This is a genomic window from Affinundibacterium flavidum (genome assembly GCF_014284175.1).
Lineage (GTDB): Bacteria > Pseudomonadota > Gammaproteobacteria > Burkholderiales > Burkholderiaceae_D > Undibacterium > Undibacterium flavidum.
In genome coordinates this window covers 12038-25684 of record NZ_JACOGA010000012.1, presented here as the reverse complement: position 1 = coordinate 25684, position 13647 = coordinate 12038, and the positions used below count along the sequence as shown (strand labels likewise).

Below are 13647 nucleotides of genomic sequence, written 5' to 3'. Positions count from 1 at the left end.
TTATTTATTAATGTTGCAAAAAGTAATTTTTCATTCGATGGCTGTTATAGCATTAAGCTATGTTCATGAATCTTAGGTAGCAAGTCGAAGCTTCCCCAGCCTATTTTCTCAATACTTAAACCCATTCCGCTAATTTGTACTTTTCCAAAGACGAGTACAATTCTATCCTTCGAATCGTTGTCTATGCCTTTTTCTCTTGCAAGTCCTACCGTCGTTTTTAATGTAAAATCTTGTATGGTCTCGTTACAATAAAGTCGCGTCATTCTAATATTGTGATCAAGTCCTGAGCCTGCCGCAAAAGACCCTTTGATACGTCCATAATATAGCTTAGGGGAATCGTCCGGTTCGGTGACATCTCGTATATCGTGTAAGAGATCAATCAAGCGCGCAGCAAATGTCTTTTCTGGAAAGACATAGTACTTTGAAAGATTCTGATCGAAGTTCCTGCATATTCCCCTCGCAGTTCTCACCCTGCTAGGTAATAGGAACGATTCACCATTGTGTCGCGATATAGGCGTTTCGGAAAGCAAACCTTCTTCGTTCTCTACAGGCGTTGCATTGTATTCGTCATCGGTTTCGGTAGGAAGATCTGGACGGGTGGGAAGGAATTCGCTAACGACGACAAGGTTCCCGGCATCTACCGCTTTTCTGGCTTCTTCGTAGGTATCAAAGCGTTTTCCCTCAGGCTTTTTTGACCTTAGAGAGCACGGCACGTGATCGTATCGTTTAGGTATGTGCCCGAAGTACGCCAAGCGACCATTCGAGAAATGTTCTTTTTTATGCGGAACGCGCTGGAGGTTTGTGCAGCAAACCGCGCAGAAAATTGCACCTTTCATGGCGGCATCATAGTCTGCCGGAATAATCCTCTTACCCTTTGCACGAAGGGCTTCTTTATCCCCATGGTCGAAGTCCCAGTTACTTAAATGCAGAGCGTACTTAATCTTTTGAGAAGTGGTTCCGTCCGCCATGTGTTTCTCCAAGGTTACGTCGGTGACTCGAAGTTTAAAGTTTCTGAGTCAAATTGTCATTAGGTTAATTGCTCGGAGAGGGGGCGACGCGGCGTGACCAGGGAGTTTGTAGCTGGCGAAAGACCAGGGCAAGCTAGGTCGGATCACCGGGGACCCTCCATGTTTGTCCCTGCTCTCGGCAATACCACCCTTTTTTGGGGTGGCAAGCCCGATTTTCACCTGCCTTTTTGGCGATTTTTTTGATCTTCGATGCTTGATAACGGCGCGAGGATATCCGTGTCATTACGCAATTCCTAGAGTCCTCAAAGGCTGAAATCCGGCACGCAGCATTGGGTGTGCTAGCCACGCCGTACTTACGGCCGGATGAAATCAGGCATTGGTGCGAAAAGCTAGTAACCGATCCTTACCAGCAGATTCGAGACAAGGCACATGAACTCCTGTCCACTTTTTCGAAATAGACAATGGAGGGACTGAGGACCACGGATGTCCCTTCAAGCCGAAACATGGAACCAGAAATGGACCAGAAACAAAAAAGCCCACGAATCGAAATTCGTGGGCTTCCTTGATAATTCTTGGTAGGCCGTGCGGGATTCGAACCTGCGACCAACGGATTAAAAGTCCGCTGCTCTACCAGCTGAGCTAACGACCCAAAACTTGTTGCAATTTACCGAGAATTTTCGAAACTACGACACGAAATATCCGGTAAATGAAAAGGACTTAGATTTACACCTAAGTCCTTCACTGTATTCGTGGTAGGCCGTGCGGGATTCGAACCTGCGACCAACGGATTAAAAGTCCGCTGCTCTACCAGCTGAGCTAACGACCCGAAAGAACGAGATTATAGGGTGATTCGCTTAAGCTGTCAATTACGCAGTCCGATTATTTTGTTGAAGGCAAGCGGTTCTTGGCTGCTTGTGCCGCTTCACTCGTAGGAAACTTAGCAATCACGGCCATTAAAGTCTTGCGACTTTCCTTTTTGTCTTTCAACTCTAACTGGCAGGCTGCGATGTTTAACATTGCATCTGGCTCTTTAGGGTTGTCGGGATAATTCTTTAAAAGTTTTTCCAAAGCCACGATGGTATTTTTACAATCGCGCTGAGCATAATAAGAATTGCCCATCCAATACTGTGCCTGACTGGCAAAAATGGACTCAGGATAATTAATCGTAAAACCTGTGAAGGCGGAAGCTGCATTGGCATATTGGCCTGCTTTATACAAGCTCATGGCTGCATCAAAGCTACGCTGTTCGCTTTGCTCTATCGTGACTTCACGTCCTTCGACCGTGAGCTTCTTTGGCTCCAAAGCACGTATGCGCTTATCCAGATCGACATAGAAATCTTGTTGACGTTTTTGCAGATTCGCCAGATCATTTAATAAAACTTCAATCTGCCCGCGCAAGGCAGAAATTTCTGCCTTTAATTGCTCGTTTTGATTATTCAGTTCCAGAACCGACGTTTTATCTGCTTTGTCGTCGAGTCTGGCTTCCATTTTGGCCGTCAGCGCGGTGATTTTGGCGCGCAAATCGAGAATAGCTTTACGCGCCTCTTCGTCATCAAATAAACCTGCAGATGCAATTGCAGGCATCAACATCAACGCAAATGCCAAGCCTTTAAGCTGTTTGTTCAAACCGGATACGTTCATCATGCCACCTCAATCGAAATTCTAAAAAGCTTTCATCAATAAAAAAACGGACTTTGCAGTATGACACCGCAAAGTCCGTTTTTACTGATCGCTAGGTAAAAATAACTTCAAAAATAATTTTTTAAATAATTACAAAATTATTTGTATCGATTATTGATAAACGATGTCAGAACGGCGATTCTCTGCCCAAGATGCTTCATCGCTACCAGTTGCTTTTGGTTTTTCTTCGCCCAAAGATACAGCTTCAACTTGTGCTTCAGATACACCTAATAATGCCAATGCTTTACGCACTGCTTCTGCACGTTTTTGACCCAAAGCGATATTGTATTCACGGCCACCGCGTTCATCTGTATTACCTTGAACCAAAATCTTACGGCCTTTGTTTGCTACCAAGTACTTAGCATGTGCTTCAACGATGCCTTTAAATTCTTCTTTAACAACATAGCTATCATAATCAAAATAGATACTACGTTTTGCCAATGCGCCTTGTGTCAAAGGGTCAACTTCTGCGGCAACAACAGGCTTCACTTCACGTGTATCTGCTGGCTTTACTGGCTCTGGAGATTTTTCAACGATTTTCGCTGGTTCTTCCAATTTTACTGGTGTGCTGCAAGCACTGATTAAAGCGATACTTGCCAATAAGACCGCAACGGTCTTGGATGCTGATGTCAAACGCATGAAACTCTCCTGTTAGAAATTAAAACTCAAAACCAAACTTAACGCTAAATTGTACTCTAAAAATCGAGGATTTCCACTACTTCATGAAGGGACCCCAAGTCGGCTCGCGGATTTCGCCTGCCTGTATCGTCAATTTTTGCTTCACTTTCGCGTCTGTTGATGCAATTCCTAAGGTGCCACGACGACCAGTTTGGGTCGCATACAAAACATAACGACCATTTGGTGCGAAGCTCGGCGACTCATCGCGATTGGTATCCGAAAGTCGTAATTCTTGACCATTATTAAGTAAATCCATCGCATATACTTGATCACCGCCATCACGACGAGAAATATAAACCATGGTATTTCCATCCGGCGAGATCCGTGGCGAGATGTTATAGCTGCCTTTGAAAGTAATGCGCTTAACATCGCTGCCATCAGCATTCATACGATAAATCTGTGCGCCACCACTACGATCACTGACGAAATAAATATAACGACCATCCGGAGAATAACGTCCTTCAGTATCGATACCGCCGGAATTGCTCAAACGCTGGGCATCTGAACCATCCGCATTAATCGAATACACCTGAGCAATCGCCCCTTTAGATAAAGTCACTAACAACTTACTACCATCTGGCGACCAGGACGGTGAAGAATTATTCCCCTTAAAATTTGCTACCGTCGTCCGTTGCCCCGTCATCAAATTTTGTATGTAGACGATAGGCTTTTTGAGTTCCATCGATACATAGGCGACTTTCATTCCATCAGGCGACCAGATCGGTGAAATAATCGGTTCTTTCGAAGTAAGCGCCACTTGTACGCCTTCGCCATCAGCATCTGAAATTTCTAAACGATATTCGCTGCCAGCTTTAGTCACATAGGCGATCCGGGTTGAAAATACGCCAGGAATGCCCGTCAATTTTTCATAAATATCGTCGGCAATTTTATGAGCAGTCAAGCGAATTTTTGGGCTTGGCGTATCCATGGCAAAGCCGGATAACATATCGCCTTTCAGGACATCAAAGAGTTTATAACGCACATCAAAACGTCCTTCTCCACGCTTTTGTACGCTGCCGACGACTAAAGCAGTGGCGCCCTTTCCTTTCCAGTTTTCGAAGTCCACAGTCGCGGTTTCAGAAATCGCGCTACCGACATCGATTAAGCGAAAATAACCACTGCGATTGAGATCATCCCGAATAATGCTGGAGACTAACTGCGGTGAAATTTCTTCATTCGCGAACGCGGCTACGGCAATCGGAATCTGATTCGAGCCTACGCCTGAAATTTCAACACGCATTTGCGCTTGTGCCGATATGCTCGCGGTCAGCGCCATCAACGCAAACCAGCCCGTAAACAATGCTTTACTGATAGAAGACTTTTTCATGAAGCTTTAATCTTTCATTCTATGAACTAAATTGAGACTGCCCGGTACTTCACCCGATTTATCACGTGGGAACGGCTGTGATTTTTCAATCGCTTTTTCGACTGCTTCATCAAAGGCCGGCACACCTGAGGACTTGGTTTTCTTGATGGGTCCTTTTAAAGATCCATCAGGAAATAGTTGAATCACAAATTCTACGGTAGGATTATTCGAGGACGTATCGTTCACCACATAAATGGTGTTTGCTTTAATCTTAGCCGCCACCTTCGCATTGTAACTAGGGTCACCACGATTATTTCCAGTAGACTTCAATGCATCTCCCAAGCCACCCGAACCGGACTTCACAACTTGCCCATTCAAGCGACGCATATTCTCTTCGAAAATCTTATCTTGTGCGGCTTTTTCCTTAGCCACCCGTTTTTTCTCTTCCAACTCTTTTTTCTTGGCGAGCTCTAACTCAGCTTTCTTGAGTTCCGCTTTTTTCAATTCTTCTTGCTTATCTTTTTCTATTTGCTTACGCTTTTTTTCTTGCGCAATCGCGATCTCAGGGTCTTCTTCTATCGGTTTTTCAATCTCTCTGGGTTTCTCCACTATTGGCTCAATAACTGGTTTGACCTCTTCTGGCACTGGCTCAGGCAATGGCGCTGCTTCACGCGTAGTCATGTCCCACACTTCCGCTTCGACTGCGGTTGTCTCACTACTTTGCCACTGTACACCGATCACCAAAAACGCCAGCAATAGCAAATGCACGAGGGCGGCCAAGGCGATAGATTGCCACTGCAGTCCATGATCTTGCATTTTCATCGAAGCGCTATACGTAAATTCGTTCATTATTTTTCAAAAATTTTTCTGCAGTGTATTCGAAAGAAAATTCACGCTCACTACCAGCGTGTAGATTATAAACCGTTCAGCCTTAGCTGATTTCACCTTCGCCAAATCTAAGTGAATGTTACCCTCAATTAAAGGAAAAACTATATTTCACATCCATAGAATTATCCGTTCCTGAACGTCCGATGAAGCGTAAGCGACGACTGAGTTGCCAACTCAATTTTAAGGCACCACTCGCATCCGACATTCCGCGCTCGACCGACAAGACTAAACCCGGTCTTAAGCGCTTGCCTATATTCACTACTTTATCGTTTGATGATGCACCTACTGCGGTCGCGCCGGCAACAGTCTGGCTCGGTAATTTTGACGATCCACCGCTTTCTGCCGGTCCGATAGAAAACTCATCAAAGCCCAAGCCTTGCACTAATTCACGTGGAATATTCCGACTACCGTCACCACCAAAAATTGCACCTGCCGCCGACAACAGCAGAGTTGCATCGGCACTCCCAACCTGATCTGATTCTCGTCCCAATACTAACCAAGAAATCTTTTCGCTATCAGGCACATTCGGTTCTGATACCAGTCTTACCTGAGGATTCGCCACCGTCCCAGTAACATCCACGCCGGCCTCAATCGGCAAACCTTTGCGCAGGGCACGGATGTTAAGAGAAGGATTACTTGGTGCGCCTTGGAAATTCAAAATACCGCGCTCAATTTCCAACTGCTGCCCATAGCCTTCATACTGCCCGCCGTTAGTGGCTATCGAACCGCTAGCATGGACAGGAGAGCCGTCATTGCTGCGCAAACGCAAAGTGCCAGTCAGTGCGGTATTCAAACCGCGACCAACAAACACAAACTTAGGCCCCATATCGATTTGCAGATCCAATTTAGTTTTTAAGCCTTTCTTCCCGCTATCTAAGTCGACATCTTCATCGACTAATTTGATTCCTTTCGAGACTAATACGTCGCTCGACAAACTTGGCGGCGGCAATTTCGGCAATTTAAAATAGGCCGCATCAGCCCGCAACTTACCGATTAAAGCCCAGGTACGTTCAACTTGCGTAATATTGGCCTGGCCACTGACAACTAACCAACGATCTTTTCTTTGCAGTAAAGGGAAATCTTTCCAATTCGCCTGAATCGCACCTGACTGATTACGCCAATTGACCTCCCCTGCAGCACTAAATTCGCCTTCTCGTCCGCTCCAGTTCAAGTCCTGAAACTGCTCTAATTTAGGAACGAATGTCACCTTATTCGCAAAACGCAGGCGCTCTAATTTCAGAATGTCTTGATTCAAGCTTGCGCGTAATTCGCCGTTCGGGAATAACAAACCTTCCGCAGCAAATGCCAACTCCAAGCCCGTTCCCGCTAAATTTGCTTGATAAGTTGGTTTCGAAAACTGTCCACCAAATTCCGCATCTAATTTAAGCGCACCCTTGACCGCAATATCGGCACTGAACTGACCAGCGAGCCACTGCAATTCTGGCATATTCGCGTGTAACTCGCCTTTTAGGGGAGCTTCTGAACTGAAAGTCCATTTATCATTGACGCGTTTAATTTGCGTATTCAAATTTGCACGCCATTCGCCCATCCTACTACCCAACCCTAACATCTGTATTTTGATTTGCTCGGCATCGCTACCTGCGATCAAACCGCCAGCTTGCAATTGCAATGTCGCTTCACTCAAACCTAATGCCATAGGATGCCCGGTACCATCCGCATCGAGCACTGTTAGGTCTCCGCTTTGACGTGCGATATTCACGGCACCACGCACATTGTCTTTCAGCTGCAAATCCCATTGCATACCTATCCGCAAATCACCTTGCATACTTTCTTGTGGCTTGACTAGCTTCAACACCTCCATCACAGGAAACTCATCGAGTTTCCCTTTGGTGACTAAGGACTGCGGCGTCCAGTCAAGTTGTTCCAAGGCCAGCTTACCGAATCCACCGACGAATCGTGCTGCGCCTACGCTGATTTTTTGACTGTTAAGATTGATCTGCATAGGTGCTTGCAATATCAAATCATCCTGCGGCATATGCGATGCGACTCTAGCGCCGATACCACGCAATTTCAATTGTTCTATGTGTCCACTCCAGCCATTTGCTTCAAGTGGTGTGACCATTTTTTTCGATCCGGCTGGCGCAGCCTTAGCCAGTATCCATCCGCCCTGTGCCAGCAAAGATAATTGCTGGGTCTTATCCATTTGCAGAGCTAAATCGATCTTATGATCACAGCGGGTTCCCTGCACTGATAACTGCAAACGCTCAAGTAATGTTTTACGTTTTTCTATCGGCAATTGCTGCCCTGGCCGTGAATCTGCTACCGAATTCAACGCGATGCTAGTCGATTTAAATTGACTGGCATTGACTTGCAGAACAATTGGATCGAGCGGATTCATTCCCATCTGAAGATCGGCATCTAATTGTCCAATCGCCAAACCACGTGAAGAACGTAAATCGTCAGCGTGGAGTATCAACTTAGTGGAAGGAGCATCAAGTTTTCCACTGAGTGTGGCTTTGACATTCGCTTTACCTGCGAGAGGGAATCCAGTCAAAGAATCAAATAAAGTCAGGTCATCTGCTTGCAGATTCAAGTTCAACTGATTTGGTGCAACACCCAAGGCACCATTCGCTTGCAACTTGTTTGCCCCCCACTGCAATTCAAATTGATCAAGCTTCAACAGTGATGCTTGCTGCCAGTCTGCAGTACCACTGGCCGAAATTTTCTGGCCAGCTAATTCACCGGATAAGCTTGGCAATTGCAATTTAATACTGAGCTGTGGCGCTAAATTACCGCTGACCTGCATTTCACCATCAAGCTTACCGGCAGGCGCTTTCCACCAATACGCAGGATTAAATTGAACTAACTTGGCTTGAAATTTAAAGAGCTTGTCACCTTCAAAATTTATTTCGCCGATGCCGTTCAGGCGCGCTTGATCAGCCTGTAGTTCCAAACGCTTAAACTGCAACAAGCCGCTATCGCCATGTGCATTCAGCAAAAAACTGGCGTCCGCATTTAAACTCGCGCGCGGTTCACGCAGTTCATTCAATTGCGCTTGAAAATCTATTCGTCGCGCATCCTTAGACTGCAATTGCAGCATGCCCTCTATCCTACTCTGGCGCAAACGACTATCAAGTTGCGCCAAATCGAGGTCTTTCAACACTAATTTCGAATCGATCAAAGGCAACATCGCAGGACGAAATTGGACCTTGGCATCGGCGAGAATACTTCCGGCAGATAGTTCAATTTTGATTTTACTGAGATCTAAATGTTGTCCCTGCCAGTGAATTTTTGACTCAAATGATTTCACCGGCAAGCCATGTTGATCGACAGTTTGGGTCATCGAATTTCGTAGCGAGATCTGTCCGATCAAACTCCAAGGATCGCTTGGGTCGGCAGTACCGCTGGCCTTAGTTTTAATCTTAGTGTCGGCCTTAGTGTCAGCCTTGCTGGCAACTTCAGCGTCGACTTTGTTGTCAGGCTTTGCGGATTTTTTTTTGTTCTCAGACTTGATCTGTACCGAGCTACTTGACTGGCTGCTTGGCAGATTCGGTTGTAGGTCGAGTGCCATATCAAGCATCGCATTTGGTGCATTCGGGTTAATCCATTGTGGATTTAATTTCTGCACACTGAGTTTTGCGGACTGCAATGGATGTGGTGCAAATGGTGACAATTTCAGCTGTAAATCAGCATTCACTTGTTGCTGTGGATCAGCCACTAAGCCGTCATTGGATTTCTGCACTGATTTAGCCTGCAATAGGAGTTCTTGCAAACTCCCGCTTAATCCCCCTTGCAACAAAACTTGAGGAAGATTTTGAGTGGGGTGGCCGAAATACACAAAATCGCCATTGAGTGCAAAAGGACGACTGGTTTGCATTTTGCCTTGCAAATGCATGCCGCCCCAATCCGAATTGAGCTGCAAGGAAATCTGATGCGCATCAGAATTTGCCTTTGCTGTCACAACGATACCGGTCAAAGTCATTGGCGCCGGCTCTTGATCATTCTTAGCCAACTGACTCACAATCAATCGTCCGAGCGCCAGATTCTGTACGTGAACCTCCAGCGGCAGACGCAAACTCGCAGGCAAAACGGGAGCTGTATCAGTAGGAATACTAGCGATGCGCACGGTACTTGCCGACAGACTGATGACCTCCAGTCTACCGTTCCACAAAGCCCACGGCTGCCAGTGCAACTGCAAACCACTGATCACCAACTTGTGTTGAGCGTCGCGATAAGTCACTTCATCAATACTCAGTTGATCCGCTAATCGACCTTCCACCTGATGAAACTGCAATCGGCCACTACTCAAACTTTGTACTACTTGAAATAGAAAGCGGCTTCCTGAATTGCTTTGAAATATCCATGTCAAGCTCAACAAAATCACCAACACAAATCCCAGCACACCCCACAATAATTTCTTACCGAAGTGCGCTGAAGGCTTGGAAGCCAACAACTTCGGATCAGTGTATTGAGATGATGGCTCTTGGTCGTGCATACTTGGCATCGGTGATAAATTAAGTGTCGAACAAAGTGTCGAACAAAGTCAAATTAAAAGGCAATAGCAATTGAAAAGTCTAAACGAAACTTTTTAACTTGCTTACCGTAAGCTAAATCTAAGGCAATCGGGCCGGCCGGGGTCTTAATCCGTGCACCGATTCCCAAGCCTTGCTTCGTTTTAAATTCACTCCAATTTTTTGCTGCGTCACCGGCATCTACAAACGCTGCAACACCCAAGGTATCGGTACGCCAATGCACATATTCAAGGCTGGAAGCTGCCATGATGCGCCCACCTGTGGTCGCTTGTCCCTTGATCACACCTAAACTTTGATAAGCATAACCCCGCACGGTGGTACTACCGCCTGTACGAAATAAATAATCTTCAGGAATGCCGTCAACACTACTACTAAAAACTTTACCGAATTCAGTACGAAACAGAAGACCATCGCGTGCCGCGATCGGTAACCAATACTGATACTTACCCACCATACGCACAAAACGTTGGTCAGAAATCAGCGCCTTATCTGACACCGCAAAATCCAATTGCGCACGCTGTCCCCGACGTGGCGCAAACACATCATCAACGTCGCGCCAAGTCCATCCCACGCTAGCGACTAAAGCACGGCTGCGGCGTTCTGTCTCGATAGAGGTGTTTTCGACTTTTTCTTGCAGATAGTTGAGCCCCAGGCGCTGCTCAACCATGCCATTGGTGATACTACGTTTTACACCCAAAGCCGAGCGCGTTTGCAGCAAACCGGCAAGTTTAGAACGATCGAATAAAACACCAAAGGAATCTAGTCGGTTATTGTCATTCGGCGGCAAATACACATCCGCGTACGAGAGTTGACGCTTTTGTTCCAGACGAACGGCAGAACGTAAATCCCAGACTCTATCCAGAAAATTTCTATCGCGATAGCTGACTTCTGTACGAAAACCGGTACTGGAACTGACACCTGTACCGAAACCTAAATCGCGCGTTTGTCGCTCGGCCAACGAAACTTCTATCGGCAATGCTTCTGCTTTCGTACTATCGGTATCGATGTTGAAAGCGACCGTAGAAAAGTACGCTGAATTTTGCAATGCGCGTTGAAATTCTAATAGACGTGTACTGGAATATGGCTCGCCTTTTTTGGGAGGATTAAAGCGATCAATCAACCACAGCGGATAACGCTCTAAACCTGTGACCAACAAATCGCCAATCACAAAAGCGGCGCCGCTATCGACATCGATTTCCAAAGTCGCTAAGTGACTATCGGCATCAATATTCGCACGACTATCGACTAAGGTCGCACCAGCATAACGATAAGAACGGAGTTTTTCCATCAACATGGTTTTAGCATGGCTCCAGTCATCTTGACGAAATGCCTGAGCTTGCTCCAAACTCCATTCCTTCGTCAAACTATCACGCCGCTTAATCGCCTCCGCATCGCCGCTGTCAGCTGCCGCTTGCAGCTCACCGGTGAAATTAATACTGACCGATTTAATCGTCGTACGCACGCCGGGATCAACCTGTATATCAATGCGGGTACCGTCAGTATTTTTATTAAATTCAACTTGCGCAGAAAAGTAGCCTTCGGTCGCTAAAATTTCGGTAATGTCGCGTTGAAGTTTGCGGAGCAAGCTCGGTGTAGGAATTTGCGCTTCAGCACTGGAGGATAAAACTGGCACGTGTTCATTGAGCAAATTAGCGAGAGGCTTACTCAATTCGCTCAAGTAAAATCTGGCGAAAATACCTTCTGCTTGCTGCGTTAACAATGCGACTTGAGGTACTGGGGTCACTGATTCCGCAGCGGTAATCTGCTGTGCCTGCGCCTCTCGCATTCCATAAGCAGCTAACAGTAGTGACGCTACGCTCAGTCCTAAAGATGTAGCTGCTCGCGATAAATGTTGACCCATGCTATACACTACTTAGTAGCGAGCCCCACACGTTGGATGCCCAGTTTTTTAGCCTCAGAAATCACCTGTATGACTTCATCATATTTGATGTCTTTATCACCGGACACTAGTACCGATAACTCTGGTTTGGCCTCATGGTACTCTTTCAATTTGCGCAGCAATTGCTTACGATCAAGCGCGCTTTCTTTGCCTTCTTGCTTACTATTACCATTGGTGCTGCCACGCGTCGTGATACTAATCGTCGCCGACGCATCCGGGCTTAAAGTGATCTCAATAAAGTCAGATGGCGGTTTTGTCGATTGTCCTGCCGTTGGTAAATTGATGACATTAGGATTAGTCATCGGTGCGACCACCATAAAAATCACCAACAATACCAACATCACGTCGATATACGGGACGACATTAATTTCAGCCTTAAATTTGCGTTTACGTTCGCCACGAAGAGAACTCATGTTTGCGCTATCAGCTTATTCTTATCGTTCAACGTGACTGTCTTTGCAGAATATTCGAAAATTCTTCGATAAAAGTTTCGAAGCGAATTGCCAATCTATCGATGTCGTGAGAATAGCGATTGTAGGCTAACACTGCTGGAATCGCGGCAAACAAACCTATCGCGGTCGCAATCAAGGCTTCGGCGATCCCCGGTGCCACCGCACTCAAGGTCGCTTGCTGCACATTCGCCAGACCACGGAAGGAATTCATAATCCCCCATACAGTTCCTAGCAAACCGATGTAGGGAGATACCGAACCAACCGATGCTAAAAAGGACAAATGCGATTCAAGGTGATCCATTTCCCGTTGGTAGGAGGCGCGCATTGCACGACGTGCGCCATCGAGCATCGCTGAGGCATCGAGACTCGCTTTGTTCGCCGCTTTCACTTTGTGATACTCATTCATACCTGCTTCAAAGATGCGCTCTAAAGCACCGGTCTTATCACGACTACCACGGTGATTTGCTGTCGCTTGTTGATAAAGTTCAACCAAGTTACCACCACCCCAGAATTGCCTTTCAAATTGCTCGGTCTGCGTCCGTGCTTTTTTAATCGCAAACATTTTACTAAAAATGTAGTTCCAGCTCGTCAGTGAAACCAGCAACAAAATCACCATCACAATTTGTACTAGTGGTGATGCGTTCAAAATCAGTGCGGAGAAGGAAAGATCGTGAGTAACTGTCATGATTATCTAGGTAAAAAACTAAAACGCTGAAAATGCAGGAAATGATATACACGCCGTAAGGCGTTTAATCTTTTTTTGCTATTGCTGATACTTATTTCGATTGCTTATTTTTTCTTGTCCTTATGTTGCACGAACATTTTATGCACCGGTGCGTCAATCCGTTGAGGCTGCAAATAGCGCTGGATTAATCAATCTCAACACGGGCGCCGGAATCGGCATCGAACGCCACTCAGTGCGCTCGACAGTACAAATTGTCACCTTGGCGCTCGTCAATAAACGCTCCGCGCAGCGTACCTCTTGTGAGAAAGCAATCGATGCGCGACCTGTCTTTTCGACCAGCACTGTCACGATAAGTTCATCATCAAGTCTTGCTGACGCATGATACTCGACCGCCGTCGATTTGACGACAAACACAGAATTAAATTCTTGCGCCATCTGATTTTGATTGACACCAATCGCGCGTAACCATTCAGTGCGGGCGCGCTCAAAGAACTTCAGGTAATTCGCGTAAAACACAATACCACCTGCGTCGGTATCTTCGTAATATACCCGTACTGGCCAACTAAAAGTCTGCATCATTGCCTGTCTCTATCTCTT

10 protein-coding genes and 2 tRNA genes are annotated in these 13647 nt (G+C 46.2%); all 12 read right to left on the bottom strand.

From position 1 onward, the window contains the following. Positions 1-44: 44 nt before the first annotated feature. A complete protein-coding gene (locus H8K55_RS13655; RefSeq protein ID WP_186942619.1) occupies positions 45-968 on the bottom strand; it encodes a hypothetical protein in 924 nt (307 codons plus the stop codon). Between the two features lie 573 nt (positions 969-1541). Continuing rightward, a tRNA-Lys gene (locus tag H8K55_RS13650) sits at positions 1542-1617 on the bottom strand. 101 nt (positions 1618-1718) lie between these two features. Next, positions 1719-1794, bottom strand: a tRNA-Lys gene (locus H8K55_RS13645). Between the two features lie 53 nt (positions 1795-1847). Beyond that, positions 1848-2612, bottom strand: coding sequence for a tol-pal system protein YbgF (gene ybgF / locus H8K55_RS13640; protein ID WP_186942618.1), 765 nt, complete (start codon positions 2610-2612; stop codon positions 1848-1850). 147 nt (positions 2613-2759) lie between these two features. Continuing rightward, the gene (gene pal / locus H8K55_RS13635; protein WP_186942617.1) at positions 2760-3287 is read right to left on the bottom strand and encodes a peptidoglycan-associated lipoprotein Pal; all 528 of its coding nucleotides are present in this window, start codon (positions 3285-3287) and stop codon (positions 2760-2762) included. 76 nt (positions 3288-3363) lie between these two features. Beyond that, positions 3364-4653, bottom strand: coding sequence for a Tol-Pal system beta propeller repeat protein TolB (tolB, locus tag H8K55_RS13630; protein ID WP_186942616.1), 1290 nt, complete (start codon positions 4651-4653; stop codon positions 3364-3366). Between the two features lie 6 nt (positions 4654-4659). Continuing rightward, positions 4660-5481, bottom strand: coding sequence for a cell envelope integrity protein TolA (tolA, locus tag H8K55_RS13625; RefSeq protein WP_230408617.1), 822 nt, complete (start codon positions 5479-5481; stop codon positions 4660-4662). Positions 5482-5605: 124 nt separating this feature from the next. After that, positions 5606-9985 (bottom strand): translocation/assembly module TamB domain-containing protein, encoded by a 4380-nt coding sequence (locus tag H8K55_RS13620; RefSeq protein ID WP_222612473.1) that lies wholly within the window; start codon positions 9983-9985, stop codon positions 5606-5608. 44 nt (positions 9986-10029) lie between these two features. Further along, positions 10030-11874: an autotransporter assembly complex protein TamA gene (locus H8K55_RS13615; protein ID WP_186942614.1), complete on the bottom strand. Its 1845-nt coding sequence runs from the start codon at positions 11872-11874 to the stop codon at positions 10030-10032. Between the two features lie 8 nt (positions 11875-11882). Next, a complete protein-coding gene (locus H8K55_RS13610) occupies positions 11883-12326 on the bottom strand; it encodes an ExbD/TolR family protein (protein ID WP_186942613.1) in 444 nt (147 codons plus the stop codon). 28 nt (positions 12327-12354) lie between these two features. After that, positions 12355-13050 (bottom strand): protein TolQ, encoded by a 696-nt coding sequence (gene tolQ / locus H8K55_RS13605; protein ID WP_186942612.1) that lies wholly within the window; start codon positions 13048-13050, stop codon positions 12355-12357. 153 nt (positions 13051-13203) lie between these two features. Beyond that, a complete protein-coding gene (gene ybgC, locus H8K55_RS13600; protein ID WP_186942715.1) occupies positions 13204-13626 on the bottom strand; it encodes a tol-pal system-associated acyl-CoA thioesterase in 423 nt (140 codons plus the stop codon). Between the last annotated feature and the right edge of the window lie 21 nt (positions 13627-13647).

What these genes read in the sequence shown, in the direction of transcription:
- tolA (WP_230408617.1), bottom strand. Translation starts at nt 5,481, where the DNA reads ATGAACGAATTTACGTATAGCGCTTCGATGAAAATGCAAGATCATGGA.
- H8K55_RS13615 (WP_186942614.1), bottom strand. Translation starts at nt 11,874, where the DNA reads ATGGGTCAACATTTATCGCGAGCAGCTACATCTTTAGGACTGAGCGTA.
- H8K55_RS13655 (WP_186942619.1), bottom strand. Translation starts at nt 968, where the DNA reads ATGGCGGACGGAACCACTTCTCAAAAGATTAAGTACGCTCTGCATTTA.
- H8K55_RS13620 (WP_222612473.1), bottom strand. Translation starts at nt 9,985, where the DNA reads ATGCCAAGTATGCACGACCAAGAGCCATCATCTCAATACACTGATCCG.
- tolB (WP_186942616.1), bottom strand. Translation starts at nt 4,653, where the DNA reads ATGAAAAAGTCTTCTATCAGTAAAGCATTGTTTACGGGCTGGTTTGCG.
- pal (WP_186942617.1), bottom strand. Translation starts at nt 3,287, where the DNA reads ATGCGTTTGACATCAGCATCCAAGACCGTTGCGGTCTTATTGGCAAGT.
- ybgC (WP_186942715.1), bottom strand. Translation starts at nt 13,626, where the DNA reads ATGCAGACTTTTAGTTGGCCAGTACGGGTATATTACGAAGATACCGAC.
- ybgF (WP_186942618.1), bottom strand. Translation starts at nt 2,612, where the DNA reads ATGATGAACGTATCCGGTTTGAACAAACAGCTTAAAGGCTTGGCATTT.
- tolQ (WP_186942612.1), bottom strand. Translation starts at nt 13,050, where the DNA reads ATGACAGTTACTCACGATCTTTCCTTCTCCGCACTGATTTTGAACGCA.
- H8K55_RS13610 (WP_186942613.1), bottom strand. Translation starts at nt 12,326, where the DNA reads ATGAGTTCTCTTCGTGGCGAACGTAAACGCAAATTTAAGGCTGAAATT.